The organism is Campylobacter concisus (assembly GCF_003048905.1).
In the GTDB taxonomy this organism is placed as follows: domain Bacteria; phylum Campylobacterota; class Campylobacteria; order Campylobacterales; family Campylobacteraceae; genus Campylobacter_A; species Campylobacter_A concisus_V.
Window position 1 is genome coordinate 311,200 of the sequence record NZ_PIRO01000001.1, and the last position, 17,123, is coordinate 328,322.

General features: G+C 36.1%; 14 protein-coding genes and 5 tRNA genes. 1 reads left to right on the forward strand and 18 read right to left on the reverse strand.

Features of this window, described 5'->3' with window-relative positions; genetic code table 11:
* Nucleotides 1–29: 29 nt before the first annotated feature.
* From rpoC to CVS95_RS01635, 15 genes are all read right to left on the reverse strand, one after another.
* The gene (gene rpoC / locus CVS95_RS01565; RefSeq protein ID WP_103600666.1) at nucleotides 30–4,544 is read right to left on the reverse strand and encodes a DNA-directed RNA polymerase subunit beta'; all 4,515 of its coding nucleotides are present in this window, start codon (nucleotides 4,542–4,544) and stop codon (nucleotides 30–32) included.
* Nucleotides 4,531–8,676, reverse strand: a complete 4,146-nt coding sequence (gene rpoB, locus CVS95_RS01570; RefSeq protein WP_107695340.1) for a DNA-directed RNA polymerase subunit beta — start codon at nucleotides 8,674–8,676, stop codon at nucleotides 4,531–4,533. The genes rpoC and rpoB overlap by 14 nt, the downstream gene beginning before the upstream one ends.
* Nucleotides 8,677–8,796: 120 nt before the next feature.
* On the reverse strand, nucleotides 8,797–9,177 hold the full coding sequence (gene rplL, locus CVS95_RS01575; protein WP_107695341.1) for a 50S ribosomal protein L7/L12: 381 nt from the start codon (nucleotides 9,175–9,177) through the stop codon (nucleotides 8,797–8,799).
* A 28-nt stretch (nucleotides 9,178–9,205) separates the two neighbouring features.
* Nucleotides 9,206–9,691 (reverse strand): 50S ribosomal protein L10, encoded by a 486-nt coding sequence (gene rplJ, locus CVS95_RS01580; protein ID WP_021090459.1) that lies wholly within the window; start codon nucleotides 9,689–9,691, stop codon nucleotides 9,206–9,208.
* A gap of 105 nt (nucleotides 9,692–9,796) precedes the next feature.
* The gene (gene rplA / locus CVS95_RS01585) at nucleotides 9,797–10,498 is read right to left on the reverse strand and encodes a 50S ribosomal protein L1 (protein WP_107695342.1); all 702 of its coding nucleotides are present in this window, start codon (nucleotides 10,496–10,498) and stop codon (nucleotides 9,797–9,799) included.
* A 59-nt stretch (nucleotides 10,499–10,557) separates the two neighbouring features.
* The gene (gene rplK, locus CVS95_RS01590; protein ID WP_021091067.1) at nucleotides 10,558–10,983 is read right to left on the reverse strand and encodes a 50S ribosomal protein L11; all 426 of its coding nucleotides are present in this window, start codon (nucleotides 10,981–10,983) and stop codon (nucleotides 10,558–10,560) included.
* Nucleotides 10,984–10,993: 10 nt separating this feature from the next.
* Nucleotides 10,994–11,524 carry a transcription termination/antitermination protein NusG gene (nusG, locus tag CVS95_RS01595; RefSeq protein ID WP_107695343.1) on the reverse strand — a complete coding sequence of 177 codons (531 nt, stop codon included), beginning with the start codon at nucleotides 11,522–11,524 and terminating at the stop codon, nucleotides 10,994–10,996.
* 16 nt (nucleotides 11,525–11,540) lie between these two features.
* Nucleotides 11,541–11,720: a preprotein translocase subunit SecE gene (gene secE, locus CVS95_RS01600; protein WP_072594862.1), complete on the reverse strand. Its 180-nt coding sequence runs from the start codon at nucleotides 11,718–11,720 to the stop codon at nucleotides 11,541–11,543.
* Nucleotides 11,721–11,737: 17 nt separating this feature from the next.
* Nucleotides 11,738–11,813: transfer RNA gene (locus CVS95_RS01605), tRNA-Trp, on the reverse strand.
* A 13-nt stretch (nucleotides 11,814–11,826) separates the two neighbouring features.
* Complete coding sequence (gene rpmG, locus CVS95_RS01610) at nucleotides 11,827–11,985, reverse strand: 50S ribosomal protein L33 (protein WP_035167196.1); 159 nt, start codon at nucleotides 11,983–11,985, stop codon at nucleotides 11,827–11,829.
* A gap of 56 nt (nucleotides 11,986–12,041) precedes the next feature.
* Entirely contained in the window at nucleotides 12,042–13,241 is a 1,200-nt protein-coding gene (tuf, locus tag CVS95_RS01615) for an elongation factor Tu (RefSeq protein ID WP_021090663.1), read from the reverse strand.
* Between the two features lie 74 nt (nucleotides 13,242–13,315).
* Nucleotides 13,316–13,390 (reverse strand) — tRNA-Thr (locus CVS95_RS01620).
* Nucleotides 13,391–13,516: 126 nt separating this feature from the next.
* Nucleotides 13,517–13,593, reverse strand: a tRNA-Gly gene (locus CVS95_RS01625).
* A 7-nt stretch (nucleotides 13,594–13,600) separates the two neighbouring features.
* Nucleotides 13,601–13,685: transfer RNA gene (locus CVS95_RS01630), tRNA-Tyr, on the reverse strand.
* Nucleotides 13,686–13,738: 53 nt separating this feature from the next.
* Nucleotides 13,739–13,814 (reverse strand) — tRNA-Thr (locus CVS95_RS01635).
* A 237-nt stretch (nucleotides 13,815–14,051) separates the two neighbouring features.
* Between CVS95_RS01635 and CVS95_RS01640 the strand changes: the two genes are divergently transcribed.
* Nucleotides 14,052–14,300, forward strand: a complete 249-nt coding sequence (locus tag CVS95_RS01640) for a hypothetical protein (RefSeq protein ID WP_021090800.1) — start codon at nucleotides 14,052–14,054, stop codon at nucleotides 14,298–14,300.
* A 207-nt stretch (nucleotides 14,301–14,507) separates the two neighbouring features.
* Here the strand turns inward: CVS95_RS01640 and CVS95_RS01645 are convergent, their stop codons facing one another.
* From CVS95_RS01645 to CVS95_RS01655, 3 genes are read right to left on the reverse strand one after another with little or no spacing between them, the layout of a single operon-like run.
* Nucleotides 14,508–15,146 (reverse strand): response regulator transcription factor, encoded by a 639-nt coding sequence (locus tag CVS95_RS01645; protein ID WP_107695344.1) that lies wholly within the window; start codon nucleotides 15,144–15,146, stop codon nucleotides 14,508–14,510.
* Nucleotides 15,147–15,164: 18 nt separating this feature from the next.
* Nucleotides 15,165–15,656, reverse strand: coding sequence for a DUF5416 family protein (locus CVS95_RS01650; protein WP_107695345.1), 492 nt, complete (start codon nucleotides 15,654–15,656; stop codon nucleotides 15,165–15,167).
* Nucleotides 15,656–17,122 carry an HlyD family type I secretion periplasmic adaptor subunit gene (locus tag CVS95_RS01655; RefSeq protein ID WP_087579856.1) on the reverse strand — a complete coding sequence of 489 codons (1,467 nt, stop codon included), beginning with the start codon at nucleotides 17,120–17,122 and terminating at the stop codon, nucleotides 15,656–15,658. Before CVS95_RS01655 ends, CVS95_RS01650 begins: the two co-directional genes overlap by 1 nt.
* Nucleotide 17,123: the final 1 nt, after the last annotated feature.

Below are 17,123 nucleotides of genomic sequence, written 5' to 3' on the forward strand. Positions count from 1 at the left end.
CTAAGCCCCAAAAATAGGGGCTTAAAGGACTAGTTTTCTTTGATTTTTACTTTTTTATCCTTATAAAAACCAGTTCCAACTGGGATCATACGTCCGAGGATAACGTTCTCTTTTAGATCTTCAAGATAGTCAAATTTAGCAGCAATCGATGCTTCTGTTAGGACTTTAGTTGTCTCCTGGAACGATGCAGCAGAGATCACACTATCACTTCCGATAGCCGCTCTTGTAACACCAAGAAGGATCGGCTCAGCAATAGCTGGCTCACCACCCATGTTCATGATGCGCTCGTTCTCTTCTTTAAATTTATTTCTTGAGACCATATCGCCAACTATAAAATTTGTATTTCCACTATCAACGATTTTGACTTGGCGAAGCATTTGAGAGACAATGATCTCGATATGTTTATCTGCGATAGCAACACCTTGACGGCGATAAACTTGCTGAATTTCGCTGATCAAATAGTAGTGAAGTGCTTTTTCGCCAAGAATTCTTAAAATATCGTGGCTTGAGATTAGCCCATCAGTTAGTTTCTCACCAGCATGGACAAATTCACCGTCTCTTACTTGTATCTGACGACTTTTCTCGATCAAATACTCAGCAGTTGTGCCATCTTCAGCTTGGATGATTATGCGCTCTTTTGAGCGAAGTGGCTTGTCAAATCTAACCACACCATCAATCTCTGCAACAATAGCTGTATTTTTAGGGCGTCTTGCTTCAAATAGCTCACTAACTCTTGGAAGACCGCCGGTAATATCTTTTGACTTAGCAACAGCTTTTGGGGTCTTGGCCAAAATATCAGCCTGAGCTACTTCATCACCACTTGAGACAAAGATCGCAGTTTTTGGATCAAGCGGATACTTAATTAAATTTCCTTTTTTAGTAGCGATAATAATCGCAGGTTTTACACCGCTTGGCAAATACTCATTGATAACAAGACGTCTTTGTCCAGTCGCCTCATCTGCTTGCTCAGTCGCACTATATCCTGGCTCAATATCTTCAAAGCTAACCACGCCAGCTTCTTCAGCAATAGTTGGAGTTGAGTATGGGTCCCACTCAGCAATAATCAACTTGTCATCTTTTTCAGGCAATGAGACTACTGTCGCTCTCTCAACTGCATCATTATCAGAAACTTGAATGATAGAATTTCTTGGGATATAATGGCGAACCGCCTCACGTCCATCTTTATCAGAAACAACTACAAAGAAACCTTTTTCAGTTACTTTGTGACCTTTTTTGATATCTTTAACCCTATCAAGATAATCACCTTTTAATATGAAAAATTTAACCACACCATTTGCGTCGGCTAAAATTTTACGAGTTACAGGATCCCCGTCTGAAATTTTAAGTTCACTAGCGTATGGGATACGATTTGGGATATTCCAACCCTCTTTTATGATCTCAACAATACTTTCATTCTCTTTTACTTTATCGCCACTTACATAAGGTATATACATCTTTCCTTCGATCTTTCCGCTAACACCAGCTAATTCATTTGGCTTAGCAAGATCGTTTCTTCTAATTGTATATTTAACCTCTTCTTTTTTACCTTTTATCACGATATTTACATCTTCGTGGGCATATTCGATCTCTATTTTGCCATCAATCGTTGATTTAATCTTTGGTTCAACAAGTAGCACAGCCGCACTTCTTCTATTTGCAACGATCTTCTTATCACCGTTATCATAAGTATTAAGGTTGTAATATCTGATAAAACCTTCTTTTTGGGCGATTACTTGACGATCTTGTTGCTCAGTAGAAGCTGTACCACCGATGTGGAATGTTCTTAGCGTTAGCTGTGTACCTGGCTCACCGATAGATTGAGCTGAAATAATACCAACTGCCTCGCCTGGTTTTACAAGTTTGCCTTCACCCAAATTTAAGCCGTAGCATTTTGCACAAACGCCTTTTGGTGCCTTGCATGTGATAGGCGTTCTAATGCTCACTGATTTTATGCCAGCTTCTGTTATAGCTCTAGCTTTTTCTTCATCAAGTAATGTGCCTTCGCTAAATAAAATTTCATTTGTTATAGGATCGATCACATCATCTGCTAAAACACGGCCTAATACTCTTTCTTCAAGGCTTTCTATTAGCTCGCCACTCTCTGTAATATCTGTGATTTCAACACCCTCGTGCGTACCGCAGTCATGCATTGTGACTTTAACATTTTGAGCAACGTCGATTAGTTTTCTTGTTAAATAACCGGCGTTGGCTGTTTTTAGAGCGGTATCTGCAAGTCCTTTTCTAGCTCCGTGGGTAGAGTTAAAGTACTCCATTATGTTTAGACCTTCACGGAAGTTTGAAATGATCGGCGTTTCAATGATCGAACCATCAGGTTTTGCCATAAGACCACGCATACCAGCTAGCTGGCGAATCTGCGCTGCACTACCTCTCGCACCTGAGTCTGCCATCATATAAATTGAGTTAAATCCACCTTTATCACTTTGAATAAGCTTCATCATCTCGCTTGCAACGCTGTTATTTGTATCTGTCCAGATATCAATGATCTTGTTATATCTCTCACTATCTGTTAAAAGACCAGCGCCGTATTGCTTTTGAATTTCGCGAACTTTTTTCTTAGCTTCGTCGATATATTTTTGCTTGCTATCAGGCACGATGATGTCTGCGATAGAGATAGAAATTCCCGCTTTTGTCGCATATCTAAAGCCTAAATTTTTAAGCTTATCAAGAAAATCGGCCGTTACTTCAAGACCACCATTTCTATAAACATAATCAACCAAATTTGCAATATCTTTTTTCTTCATGATCTTATTCCACATATTTTCAGGAACAAAATCAGGAAGTATAGCTCTTAAAATCAAGCGACCAGCCGTCGTAAAGATGATCTTATTATCAACCATAGTCTTGATTTTAGCGTGAAGGCCAAGAGTGTTAGCCTCTTCAGCGATCATTACTTCATCAACGCTTGAGAAAATTTTATTTGCACCTTTTTCATCATTTCTCTCTAGGCTTAAATAATAAATTCCTAAAACCATATCTTGTGAAGGGACTGTGATAGCCTTACCACTTGCTGGAAGCAAAATATTCATTGAGCTAAGCATCAAAATTTTGCACTCAGCGATAGCCTCTTGTGATAGTGGTACGTGAACAGCCATTTGGTCGCCGTCAAAGTCCGCGTTGAATGCAGCACAAACTAATGGGTGAAGCTGAATCGCCTTGCCTTCAACAAGCACTGGGTGAAACGCTTGGATGGAAAGCTTGTGAAGTGTTGGAGCACGGTTTAGCATGACTGGATAGTCTTTAACGACCTCTTCTAGGCACTCCCAAACCTCATTTGTCTTATCTTCTATCATCTTTTTCGCTTGCTTAACAGTTGTTGCATAGCCCTTTTCTTCAAGGCGAGCAAGCAAATGTGGTTTAAATAGTTCTAGAGCCATTTTCTTTGGAAGACCACACTGATCCATCTTTAGCTTTGGACCAACAACGATAACAGAACGTCCAGAGAAGTCAACACGCTTACCTAGCAAATTCTGACGGAATCGGCCTTGCTTGCCTTTGATGATCTCACTTAGTGATTTTAGTGGACGCTTATTTGCGCCTTTTACTGCATTTGCTCTGCGACCATTGTCAAATAGCGCATCAACAGCTTCTTGAAGCATTCTCTTTTCATTTCTTATAATGATCTCAGGTGCGTCAAGCTCAAGTAGGCGTTTTAGACGGCTATTTCTATTTATTACGCGGCGATATAGGTCGTTTACGTCTGAAACAGCAAATTTACCACCATCAAGGCTGACTAGCGGTCTAAGATCAGGTGGAAGAACTGGTAAATTTGTTATCATCATCCACTCTGGGCGGTTGCCTGAATTTAAAAAGCTCTCGATAACTTTTAGGCGTTTTACGATAGTTTTTTTCTTAGCCTCAGAATTTGTAGACTCCATCTCTTCTTTTAGTTGATTTAAAATTTCCATCAAATCAAGCTCAGCTAGCATATCATAGATGACCTCGCCACCCATTCTAGCCGTAAAACCAGTCTCTTCATATCTTGAAGCTAGACTTTGATATTGTTCTTCATTTAAAACGTCGTATTTTTCAACTTTTTTAGAATTTTCATTGTCGTAATAAGCCTCACCAGCATTATCAACAATATATGCCTCATAGTAAAGTACGCGCTCAAGATCTTTCATCTTAATACCAAGAAGCGCACCAATACGACTTGGCAAAAAATTTACATACCAGATGTGAGCCACTGGAGTTACAAGCTCGATGTGACCCATGCGAGAGCGGCGAACTTTAGATGTCGTTACTTCAACGCCGCACTTTTCACACTTAATGCCTTTATAACGCATCTTTTTATATTTGCCGCAAAGGCACTCGTAGTCACGGATCGGTCCAAAAATTTTCGCACAAAATAAGCCGTCACGCTCAGGTTTTAGCGTGCGGTAGTTGATAGTTTCTGGTTTTTTAACCTCACCATAACTCCAAGATTTTATCTTCTCAGGACTTGCTAAACGAAGTTGAAAAGCTTCAAAATCACGAGGTCTATGCTCTTCTTTTATCTCAACTGGTTTTAAATTAGTTAGTTTCATTTGTCTCATCCTCATCATATACTTCTACATCAAGAGCTAGTGATTTTAGCTCGTTTGTTAGAACAAAGAACGTCTCAGGGATGCCAGTCTCAGGAACGTTTTCACCTCTTGTTAAAGCCTTATAAGCAGAAAGTCTTCCCTCAACATCATCTGATTTTACGGTTAACATCTCTCTTAGTGTATGAGCAGCACCGTAAGCCTCAAGTGCCCAAACCTCCATCTCACCAAATCTTTGACCACCAAATAACGCCTTGCCGCCGACAGGTTGTTGTGTAACAAGGCTGTATGGTCCAGTGCTTCTTGCGTGAACTTTTTCATCAACCAAGTGGTGAAGTTTTAGCATATACATACAACCAACATTAACGCGTTCTCTTATCTTTGAGCCTGTGCGTCCGTCATATAGCTCGGTTTTGCCGTCGCTATCTATCTTTGCCATCTCAAATAATTTTGCAAATTCGTCAGCCTTAACACCTTCAAAAATCGGAGTTGCAAATCTTACGCCATTACTCCAATCTTTTGCGTATTCAAGAAGCTTCTCGTCACTCATCTTACCAAGAGCTTTTTTAGCATCCATTAGCTTAGCAATACCTGCTATCTCTATCATCTTAGCTCTTAGCTCTTTTATCCACTCGCCTTTTTTAGTTTCAAAAATTTCATTGATCTGCTCACCTAAGCGATAGCCAACAAGACCAAGGTGGCTCTCTAAAATTTGACCGATGTTCATACGGCTTGGAACGCCAAGTGGGTTTAGCACGATATCAACGATCTGACCGCTTGGAAGATACGGCATATCTACTTCTCTAACTATATTTGAAACGATACCTTTATTACCGTGACGTCCAGCCATCTTATCGCCGACTTTTAGTTTGCGTTTTGTAGCTATGTAAACTTTTACAAGTTTAACAACACCGCTTGGCAAAATGTCATCTTTTTCTAAAATTTCTATCTTAGCGTCATGCTCTTCTTTAAGCTTTTTCTTCTCATTTTGGAAGTAATTTTTTAGCTCGTCATATTTCTTTTGAATATCTTTTGAAAAGCTTTTAACGATAGCATTTAGAGTAAACCTATTTATATTTTCAAGATCAGCCTTATTGATCTTTGAGCCTTTCTTATACTCTTTTTTATTTACCTCTTGATCACTTGCTAGTGGATTTTTAGAAAGAAGTGCTGTAACTTTTAGCATCTCTTCGCGGTCTAGCATAAGTAGTCTATCGTGATGTTCTTTTTCTAAAAGAGTCTTCTCTTCTTCGTAAGCTTTATTTGTTCTGCTATCTTTTTCATAACCTTTTTTGGTGAAAATTTTAACATCAACAACCACGCCTTCCATCGAAGCTGAAGCGTAGAGCGATTTGTTTACAACGTGACCAGCCTTTTCACCAAAGATCGCACGAAGCAACCTCTCTTCTGGAGTTGGCTTAACTTCGCCTTTTGGAGATACTTTGCCAACAAGGATCATACCAGGCTTAATCTCTGTACCAATTTTGACAATACCGCTCTCATCAAGGTGCATAAGCTCCTCTTCTTTGACGTTTGGTATATCTTTTGTTATCTCCTCAACGCCGTCTTTTAACTCACGAGCTTCGATCTCTTTTTCATAGATATGAACACTCGTAAAGGCATCTTCACGTATCATTTTTTCACTAATAACGATTGCGTCCTCGTAGTTGTAACCATTCCAAGGCATAAATGCGATTAGTGCATTTTTACCAATGGCTAGCTCGCCTTTTTCCATACTTGGACCGTCAGCAATTATTTGACCAGCAACGATCTCATCGCCTTTCTTAACTATCGGATGTTGAGAAAAAGTCGTATTTTGGTTTGTTCTTAAATTTTTTTCTAAAGAGTAGTGATCGATGTATGGACCGGCTTCGTCTTCGCCCAAAATAAATATATTTTTATTATCAACCTTTTCAACCACGCCACCACGTTTTGCTTTTACGCTCTCCCAAGCATCTCTTGCGATAACGCTCTCCATACCTGTTCCTACGATCGGGGCAGTTGAGCGAAGTAGCGGCACTGCTTGACGCTGCATGTTTGAACCCATAAGCGCACGGTTGGCATCATCGTGCTCTAGGAATGGAATAAGCGAAGCTGCAACACCAGCTATCATACCTGAGCAAAGGTCGATCAATGTGACATCTTCTCTACGAGCAAGCATCATCTCGCCATCTTTTCTAACTTCAATCAAGTCCTCAACGATGTGTCCATTTTCATCAAGTTTAGTTGATGCTGGAGCTATAACATTGCCCTCTTCTTGAGTTGCAGTTAAATAAACTATCTCATCAGTCACTTTGCCATCTACAACTTTTTTGTAAGGCGCTTCAACAAAGCCAAGATCATTCACTTTTGCATAGGTTGAAAGTGTATTGATAAGACCAATATTTTGACCTTCTGGAGTCTCAACTGGACAAATTCTGCCGTAATGAGTCGGGTGAACGTCACGCACCTCAAAGCCAGCACGTTCTTTTACTAATCCACCCTCGCCAAGCGCAGATAGACGGCGCTTGTGAGTAACTTCACTAAGTGGGTTTGTCTGATCCATAAACTGGCTTAACTGACCACCCGTAAAAAATTCCATAATCGTAGCAGTAATCATTTTTGGATTAATAAGGTCGTATGGCATAATCTCTTCAGTATTATTGCTTAAGCTTGTAAATTTATCGCGGATTGCCTTTTGCATCTTTACAAAACCGAGGTGAAGTTCGCTAGCAAGTAGCTCACCGATTGACCTTATACGGCGGTTGCCAAGGTGATCTCGGTCATCAATGTGACCTTGTCCATTTTTAACTTTTATAAGATATTTCGCAGTTTTTATGATATCTTCACTTGTTAATAAAGTAACGTATTCTGGCACATCAAGAGAGAGCTTATGGTTCATTTTCATACGACCAACTTTTGTTAAATCGTATCTCTCAGGGTTAAATAGCATATCATTTACAAAACTCTTTGCAGCCTCTTTAACAACTGGCTCTCCTGGTCTCATGACCTTATAAATTCTAATAGCCGCAAGATCGTTTTCGTCATCCACACCCTCAGTTTGTTTTAAAACCTTAAGCATATCGTTGTCAGCTATAAAAGAATTTATAATCGCATCATCAACACCAGCAGCAGAGTTATTTATAATCTCGATACTTTCATGCTCAGCTAAAATTTTCGCAAGTTTATTCTCGTCAAGAGCAGATAACGTATCATATAAAATTTCTCCACTCTCTGTATTTATTACAGGGTTTGCCAAGTATCTACCAATAAGTGCTTCAACTGGGTATTCAACAAATTTTACGCCATCTTCAATCAACTTATCAGCTTTTTTCTTGGTTAGACGTTTGCCTGCTTGGTGAAGAATTTCTCCATCTTCGTTTTTTATATCATATTCAACTCTTCCCAAATAATCTTCAGGATTAAAAAGAGTTAAAAATTTGTTATTTTTAATAATTAAATTTTGTATCGGGTAAAACAACTTAATAATATCTTGTTTTTTATATCCAAGTGCCCTAAATAATATAGTTACTGGTACTTTTCTGCGTTTATTTATCCTAACATATAAAATATCTTTTGTGTCATATTCAAAGTGTAGCCAAGAGCCACGGTCTGGTATTATTTGAGCTGTATAAATTAATTTATTTGCAACGGTCGCGCTCTCTTCTTGTTTAAAAATAACACCTGGGCTTCTATGAAGTTGATTTACAACAACACGCTCAACACCATTTATAATAAATGAAATTCTATCAGTCATTAGTGGAATTTCACGTATAAAAATTTCTTGTTCTTTTATATCTTTAACACCGACTTTATCACCTGTCTTATCATCTTTCTCATGAACGATAAGACGTATTTTCATCTTTAAATTTACAGAGTATGTAAGACCTCTTTCTATACACTCTCTAATTGTATATTTTGGTTTTCCAATTTCTGAGCCAACATATTCTAAAGTTAAACGATTTTGCGGATCATGTATTGGAAAGATTGATTTGAAAACTTTTTCTATACCGCTTTCTATTTGATTGTTATCTAGATTTAAAAAATTATCAAAGCTCTTTTTTTGTAGTTGTAGTAGGTTCGGAACGTCTATCTCCTTAACGACATTAGAGAAGTCAACTCTAAGACGATTTCCTGAGTATAAGCTATTTAACATTGCATCTACCTCGTGGTAATTTTGAAAGATAAAGTATAGCCTTTTAACAAGGCATCTAAAATTTAAAAAAAGAGAGAGCCTGTGCCCTCTCTTGAAATATTAAGCTTAAATAATAAAAAATTATTTAAGTTCAACCTTAGCACCAGCTTCCTCAAGCTCTTTTTTAGCTGCCTCAGCCTCATCTTTGCTAACGCCTTCTTTAAGAACAGATGGTGTTCCCTCAACTGCGTCTTTGGCTTCTTTAAGACCAAGACCAGTAAGCGCTCTAACAACTTTAATAACGTTGATTTTCTTATCACCAGAATCAACCAAGACAATGTTAAATTCTGTTTTTTCCTCTGCTGCAGCTGCTGCACCGCCTGCTGCAGCTGCACCACCAGCTACCATTACAGGAGCTGCGCTAACACCAAATTTCTCTTCGAACTCTTTTACAAGTTCACTAAGTTCAAGTACAGAAAGATTAGATATAAACTCTAATACATCTTCTTTAGTAATTGCCATTTTTAATCCTTATTATTTTTAATTTTTATTAAGCTGATTGTTCTTTTTTCTCTTTAAGCGCATTCAAACCAATTGTGAAATTTTGAATTGGCGCATTCCAAACTTGTAAAAGCATCGCAATAAGCTCATCACGGCTAGGCATTTTAGATAGAGCTTTAACTTTATCAACGCTAGCAACTTCGCCATCAATATAAGCTGTTTTTATTTTGAAAAGATCAGCATTAGACTCTTCAAATTTTGCGGCTACTTTAGTTACTGCTAATTGATCTTCGCTCCAAAGATAGATATTTGTATCTTTGAGTTCCATTCCGACTTTATCAGAATTTTTAAGAGCAATATTTGCAAGAGTATTTTTAATAACCTGAACTTTTACATTTTGTTCTTTAGCAGAATTTCTTAAAACTTCAAGTTTCTTTACTGAAAGGCCACGATAGTCACAAACTACAATAGCTTCAGCAGTTTTAAATTCACTCTCTAATTTTGCAACAACTTCAGTTTTTTCATTACGTGTCACTTTTTCTCCTTTCCGACCGGTAATTTCAAGCAGAGCGGGTCGAATCAATTAAGCCCAATGGCCTCGGCTATCTCCAATCTAAGATATAAATTTTAATTTTTAGTTTTATTTTAAGTCCATAACTTCTTGAGTATCAAGAGCTATAGATGGGCTCATTGTCAAAGACAACGAAGCATTTTTAACATATCTACCCTTTGCAGTTGCAGGTTTATGTTTATTAATTGCTTTAATAAATGTTGAAATATTTTCATTTAATTGTTCTTTAGTAAAATTAACTTTACCAAGGCCTGCGTGTATATTTCCTTGCTTATCAACACGGAAATTTACTTGACCACTTTTTGCATTATTAACAGCTTGTGCAACATCCATTGTGACTGTACCAGTTTTTGGATTTGGCATTAATCCTTTTGGTCCTAAAATTCTACCGACCTTACCTACAAGACCCATTAAGTTTGGAGTAGCTATAAGAACATCAAAATTCATTATACCTTTTTGTATATCTTCAACTAAATCATCTGCACCAACAATATCAGCACCAGCTGCTTTAGCCTCATCAGCTTTAGCATCTTTTGCAATAACAGCAACTCTTACAGTTTTACCTGTACCAGCTGGCAAAACTACTGAACCACGAACCATTTGATCAGCATGTCTTGGATCAACATTTAATTTTAATGCAATTTCAACTGTTTCATTAAATTTAGCAGAAGCCAGAGTTTTAACTGTATCAATAGCCTCACTAAGGTTATAAATTTTATCTTGCTCTACTTTTTTGAGCAAATCTTGAAATCTCTTACTAGTTTTTCCCATAAATTTCTCCGCATATATATTGCTTCCGTCTTTTGCTAATCAACCTGACGGTAAAGGCTTTAGTCTACTACTTCGACACCCATTGAGCGAGCTGAACCAGCAATAATCTTGGCTGCTTGCTCTTTATCATTTGTATTCAAATCAACAAGTTTTTTCTCAACTATTTCTAGAACTTGAGCTTTTGTCAATTTGCCTACTTTATTTTTTAAAGGATTATCAGTTCCTTTTGTTATACCTGCAGCCTTTTTAATAAGATCTGTAGCAGGAGGCTGTTTTGTGATAAATGTAAAACTTTTATCAGCATAAACAGTTATAACAACTGGAATATTAAACCCAACCATGTCTTTTGTTCTTTCATTAAAGGCTTTACAAAATTCCATAATATTAACACCTTTTTGTCCAAGAGCTGGACCAACTGGTGGACTAGGATTTGCTTTTGTTGCAGCAATTTGTAATTTTATTTCACCTATAACTTTTTTAGCCATTTCTTGCTCCTTAAATTATCTTCTCAACTTGTGAATACAAAATATCAACAGGGGTACTTCTACCAAAAATAGAAACATTAAGTCTAAGTTTGCCATGTATCATGTCATATTCTTCAACAATACCTGTAAAGTTAGCAAAAGGACCTTCTGTTATACGAACACTCTCACCATCCTCAAAGAATATCTTAGGTTTTGGTGCAGCCCTTTTTTGAACTTTTTCCAAAATAGTATTTATATCTTTTTCAGATAATGGCGTAGGTTTTTTAGCCTCACCAATAAAACGTCCAACTTTTGGTAAAGATTGAATCCTGTGCCAAAGAGCCGTATCAAGATCTAAGCACGCAAAAGCATAACCTGGGTAAAGAGTTCTTTCGTTGATTTTTTGCTTACCATTTTTTATTTCTATTACGTCTTCTGTAGGAACTATAATTTCTTTTAGTTGATCTTCTATTCCATGATCTTTTACTAAATTTTCAATTCCTTTTTTTACTGCCATTTCGCTTCCAGCGTAAGTCTGTATAGCATACCATTTATGTGACATTACTTCTTTCCTTATATCATATAACTTTAGATAAAACAAAGGACATAATAACATCAACAAGAGCTAAAAAAAGTGATACAACAGCAACTACGATAAAAACTGCAAAAAAAGCATTTCTAATTTGTTCTTTTGTAGGATAGATAACCTTCATTATTTCCAATTTAGAAAGCTTAATATAATTTATAATTTTTTCCATAATCTTAACCTTAGTCGTGGCAGGGCAAGAGGGATTCGAACCCCCAACCATTGGATTTGGAATCCAGCGCTCTACCGTTGGAGCTATTGCCCTAATAGCTTCTTAATTAACTTTTTAATTTAACTTCTTTATGAATAGTATGTTTTTTTAATCTTGGGCAATACTTTTTAAGTTCAACTTTATCCGTAGTAGTTTTACTATTTTTAGTTGTTGTATAATTTATATCACCACTTTCGGAGCATTTTAAACCAATTTTAATTCTCATATAAGTCCTTATTAAGATATCAAAGGGATATCCTCCCTTTGACAAATTTTTATAAATTAACCAAGTATTTTTGAAACAACACCTGAACCAACAGTCCTACCACCTTCACGGATAGCAAAACGAGTACCTTCCTCAAGTGCTACTGGAGCAATCAATTCAACAGAAATTCTTACATTATCACCTGGCATAACCATCTCTGTTCCTTCTGGGAGCGTAATTGAACCAGTAACATCAGTTGTTCTTACGTAGAATTGTGGTCTATAGTTATTAAAGAAAGGAGTATGGCGACCACCTTCTTCTTTTGTCAAGATATAGACTTCGCCTTCAAATTTTGTATGAGGGGTAATTGATTTAGGCTTGCAAAGAACCATACCACGCTCAACGTCCTCTTTTTTGGTACCACGGAGAAGAACGCCGACATTATCGCCAGCTTCGCCTTGATCCATCTCTTTTCTAAACATTTCAACACCAGTAACTGTTGTTGTTTGAGTTGGCTTAATACCGACAATTTCAATTGTGTCACCAACTTTTATAACACCTTTTTCAATTCTACCAGTTACAACTGTACCACGACCTGAAATCGAAAAAACATCTTCGATTGGCATAAGAAGGTCTTTATCTGTTGCACGAACTGGAGTTGGAATATAGCTATCAACTGCATCCATTAATTCCATAATTTTTGCTGACCATTCGCCATCTTGACCAGCTTTTGCCTCTTCAAGAGCTTTAAGTGCTGAACCAGAAACAATAGGTGTATCATCGCCTGGGAAATTATACTCATTAAGTAATTCACGGATTTCCATTTCAACCAATTCAAGTAGCTCTGCATCATCAACCATATCAGCTTTGTTCATGAAAACAACAATATATGGAACACCAACTTGGCGTGATAACAAAATATGCTCTCTAGTTTGTGGCATTGGACCATCAGCTGCAGAAACAACCAGAATAGCTCCATCCATTTGCGCAGCACCTGTAATCATATTTTTTACATAGTCGGCGTGACCAGGGCAGTCAACGTGAGCATAGTGGCGTTTCTCTGTCTCGTACTCAATATGTGAAGTAGCAATTGTAATACCACGCTCTTTTTCTTCTGGAGCATTATCAATATTATCATAATCTTTTAGCTCAGCAAGTCCTTTGCGTGAAAGAACAGCAGATATTGCAGCTGTTAATGTAGTTTTACCATGATCTACGTGACCAATAGTACCTATGTTTACGTGCGGCTTGTTACGTGAAAATTTTTCTTTAGCCATCTTTTCCTCCGTATGTGATATATGTCTTTTTTCATACCAAATTTGTATAATCATAATAAAATCATATTAACCAGTGGAGCTCATAGCGGGACTTGAACCCGCGACCTCTTCCTTACCAAGGAAGTGCTCTACCTCTGAGCCATATGAGCGAAAAACGCTTGGCAGAGATGATTCCAATTAAATAATACAAACAACTAAAAATTTTGAAAATAAAGTAAGGAATAACTGTGTTTAGTAAAATCTAGATACAGCTCCCAGTTTATTTTCCCAAATTTTGGAGCGGGAAACGGGGCTCGAACCCGCGACCCTCAGCTTGGAAGGCTGATGCTCTAGCCAACTGAGCTACTCCCGCATAACAATGGTGGTGAGACGTGGATTCGAACCACGGAAGACATAGTCAGCAGATTTACAGTCTGCCCTCGTTGGCCGCTTGAGTATCTCACCTTAAACATTAATAAACTATTTTGGTATTTTCTGGTCAAACACTGTTACAAAAATGGAGCTGGTGAACGGACTTGAACCGCCGACCCACTGCTTACAAGGCAGTAGCTCTACCAACTGAGCTACACCAGCGCCTGTTTTGTGAAGTGGCAATTATATATCAAAACAAGGTAAAAGTCAAGGGAAATTTAAAAAATTATTCGTAAAAATTAAAATCATAAAATATAGCCATTTAAGAATACAAATTTTTATTAGATTTAAATTCATAATACATCATTAAGCATTTATGAAAAATGTATAATTTTTATAGTTTTATTTTTTTTAAAAGCTAAAATTTCTATAATTACAAAAAATATATAAGGATTTAATATGCAATTTTTACCTTGGGCGATAATTTTATTACTAATTTATGTAATTTATTTTCTAATGATACGTTACGAGAAAAGAATATCAACTCTTAGCAAATTAATTGAACAAAATAGTGATGGCATTAAAGAAAATAGGGATTTGATTGGACAAAATAGATCACTTATTGAAAAAAATAAACACGATATCGAAAAAAATACAAAAGACATCATAACAAATGTTGAAAAAGTAGATATCGATTTGGAAGACTAAAGTTTCTAATTTCTTATCTCGGCTATTAATAAATTTGCTAGAATTTTTTATTTAAGATTTTAGCAAATCATTTTTTATTTGAAAATTTTATATTTATTGTATTCTTCAGCTAGTAAAAGTTGTGTACGTATTTCTTGTGGGCGTATATATAAAAAATTTATAGTTTTTGAAGAAGAATCTTAATTTTTCAAAAAATAAGTCAAGATTTTATGCGTCAAGCTGCTTCATTAAAAGCACAAGCCCTATTCTATCCTTTACATTTAACTTACTATAAATCGAGCTTGTATGTGCTTTGACTGTTCTTAGTGTAATGCCTGTTTTTTCTGAAATTTCATTATTTGTTAGACCCTGATAGATTAAATCTGCAATTTCTCTTTCCCTTGAACTAAGCTCAGAGAGGTCGGTCTTTTTGTCTACCTTTTCACTTTCGCTATTAATATATGAGCCAGTTAACTCACTAATCATTGCCTGAACAAATTCTTGGTAAAGCCATATATTTCCATTAAAAATGGTTTCAAAAGCATCTTCAAAGTGTGTCTTTCTCATGTGGGAATTTGCATAGCCCTTGATTCCAAGCGTAAGCAGATGCTTGCCTTCGTTTATCGTTGGCCTATTTGAGAGTATGAGTATTTTTATATTTGGTGATTTTTCAATTATATTTTTTATAACATCATCAATATTATCTTTAAAAACATCAATATCTATGCCTATAATATCAACATCATCATTTATATTAGAAAGAAACTCTTTTCTATTGTGTATAAATTTCACATCGCTATTGCCAGTAAAATAGCTTCTCCAAATATTGTTTAATGCACTATTTTGTGTAAATAAAATAACTTGCATTACCTTTCCTTGGATTATTTATATGATTCTTTCATAAATTTTTTTATTATTTATAAAAAATTCCACGTGACGACTTTCGCCATTTTTGTGTATCTTGTAATCTATTGATGAGAAAAATTTAGTAACCACTGAGGATTTTTCTTCTAAAAAAATAGTCATTTCAAAAAAATCTTGTGATATAGCATATTTATAAGGGGTATTTAAATTTAAAATTCCAGGATCAAAGTCAAATTTATCCAAACTCTGGTCATAGCCTTTTATTAAAATTTTAATGCTTCTTACTATATCATCTTGAATTTTTATATTTTCAAATAGTTTTTTATGTCTACTAGCAACATCTACTAATTGTAAAAATTCTATTTCACAATCACTAAATTTAAATCGTTCAATTTCTTCATTAACTATATCGCAGCAATGATCATCTTTTATGAGATAGAAATTTTGTAAAGTTTGAAATTTTTCAATCTCATATTCACCGAATTTCTTATCATAAAAAGCGATCTTGCCCATTACCTCTCCGTTAAAGCATTTTGTTTTGCCTTTAAAATAGGCTTTAATAAATAATCAAGTATTGTTTTTTTACCGGTAATGATATCAGCTGAGACTATCATACCAACTTTTATTCTAAGCGGTTTTTCTTCGCTACCAAGATAATTTTTCTCAGTTTCTATCCTGACCAAATAATAGCTCTCGCCAGTTTTTTCATTAGTCTCCGTATCGGCACTAATCTGCGTTACTTTGCCTTTTAAACCACCGTAAATGCTAAAATCATAGGCCGTAAATTTAACCATCGTATCAAGCCCAGGCCTCAAAAATGCAACATCAGCTGGTTTTACTTTTACTTCAGCAACCAATTTATCCTCAAGAGGAACGATCTCGGCAATATTTTCACCAGGCTTGATAACTCCTGATACGGTATGAACCATCATTTTGCTGACAATACCATTTACTGGAGATCTTACGTATGTTCTTTCTACTCTATCGCTTAGACTGATCTGTGATTCATTTATCCTTGCGATCTCTGCTGAAACTTCATTTAGCTCTTTTTTTGCATTGTTTTTAAAAGCAAGTTTTGCTTCTTCGATCTTATTTTTCGCTTCTTTTATAGTTGATTCAACTCTTGGTACGGCAAGAACGGCAGCATCGAGCTCGCCTCTTAGATCATTTACACGTCTTTGAAGCTGGATGTATTCAACCTCACTAACAAGACCTTTTTTAAAGATTGGCTCCATAATGGCCTTTTCTTTTAGAACAAGGTTATAGCTATTCTGAGTTTGAGAAATTTTATTTTTTAGTTCGACCAACTCACTCTGGCGTTGATGAATTTGCTCTGTTAAAATTCCTATCTGTTCATTTAAGTGATCGATATTTGAACTATGCAAACTTAGCTCATATCTTATGGCTTTGCTATTGTTCGCATCTCTAGCTTCATCGTAGTCAAATTCCTTATCATTCGCCTCAGCATCAAGTCTCATAAATTTTGCTTGAAGTTCATCAAGTCTTAGTTTTGACTCGCCATAACTACTCGTAAAATTTTTATTATCTAGCCTTATTAGAATTTGATCTTTCTTAACTTCATCACCCTCTTTTACAAAAATTTGATCGACTATACCGCCTTCGAGATTTTGTATCGCTTGGTTTTTTCCAGACGGGATGATCTTACCACTACCTCTTGTGATCTCATCTATTTGTGCCCAGGAAGCCCAAACAAGAAGCCAAAACATAGTTATAGCAACCGTATAGAGTATCTTTTTAGATGTAGATGGAGCTTTAGCCAAAACAGCCTCAGAAAGACTTGACATAAATTTCAAATCATAAGCATCATAATTTTTTGTTTGAAGATTCGACTTTATATCATCTACACTATTTAAAATTTTATTACTAGCTTCCTCTTGTTCTTTTATGTTATTTTCAGAAATTAATCTTTTTTCAGTTTTTGGATTTTCATTTTGTTTATTCTTGATATCTTCTTGCATG

What these genes read in the sequence shown, in the direction of transcription:
- rpoC (WP_103600666.1), bottom strand. Translation starts at nt 4,544, where the DNA reads ATGAAACTAACTAATTTAAAACCAGTTGAGATAAAAGAAGAGCATAGA.
- rpoB (WP_107695340.1), bottom strand. Translation starts at nt 8,676, where the DNA reads ATGTTAAATAGCTTATACTCAGGAAATCGTCTTAGAGTTGACTTCTCT.
- rplL (WP_107695341.1), bottom strand. Translation starts at nt 9,177, where the DNA reads ATGGCAATTACTAAAGAAGATGTATTAGAGTTTATATCTAATCTTTCT.
- rplA (WP_107695342.1), bottom strand. Translation starts at nt 10,498, where the DNA reads ATGGGAAAAACTAGTAAGAGATTTCAAGATTTGCTCAAAAAAGTAGAG.
- rplK (WP_021091067.1), bottom strand. Translation starts at nt 10,983, where the DNA reads ATGGCTAAAAAAGTTATAGGTGAAATAAAATTACAAATTGCTGCAACA.
- nusG (WP_107695343.1), bottom strand. Translation starts at nt 11,524, where the DNA reads ATGTCACATAAATGGTATGCTATACAGACTTACGCTGGAAGCGAAATG.
- secE (WP_072594862.1), bottom strand. Translation starts at nt 11,720, where the DNA reads ATGGAAAAAATTATAAATTATATTAAGCTTTCTAAATTGGAAATAATG.
- rpmG (WP_035167196.1), bottom strand. Translation starts at nt 11,985, where the DNA reads ATGAGAATTAAAATTGGTTTAAAATGCTCCGAAAGTGGTGATATAAAT.
- tuf (WP_021090663.1), bottom strand. Translation starts at nt 13,241, where the DNA reads ATGGCTAAAGAAAAATTTTCACGTAACAAGCCGCACGTAAACATAGGT.
- CVS95_RS01640 (WP_021090800.1), top strand. Translation starts at nt 14,052, where the DNA reads ATGCAATTTTTACCTTGGGCGATAATTTTATTACTAATTTATGTAATT.
- CVS95_RS01645 (WP_107695344.1), bottom strand. Translation starts at nt 15,146, where the DNA reads ATGCAAGTTATTTTATTTACACAAAATAGTGCATTAAACAATATTTGG.
- CVS95_RS01650 (WP_107695345.1), bottom strand. Translation starts at nt 15,656, where the DNA reads ATGGGCAAGATCGCTTTTTATGATAAGAAATTCGGTGAATATGAGATT.
- CVS95_RS01655 (WP_087579856.1), bottom strand. Translation starts at nt 17,122, where the DNA reads ATGCAAGAAGATATCAAGAATAAACAAAATGAAAATCCAAAAACTGAA.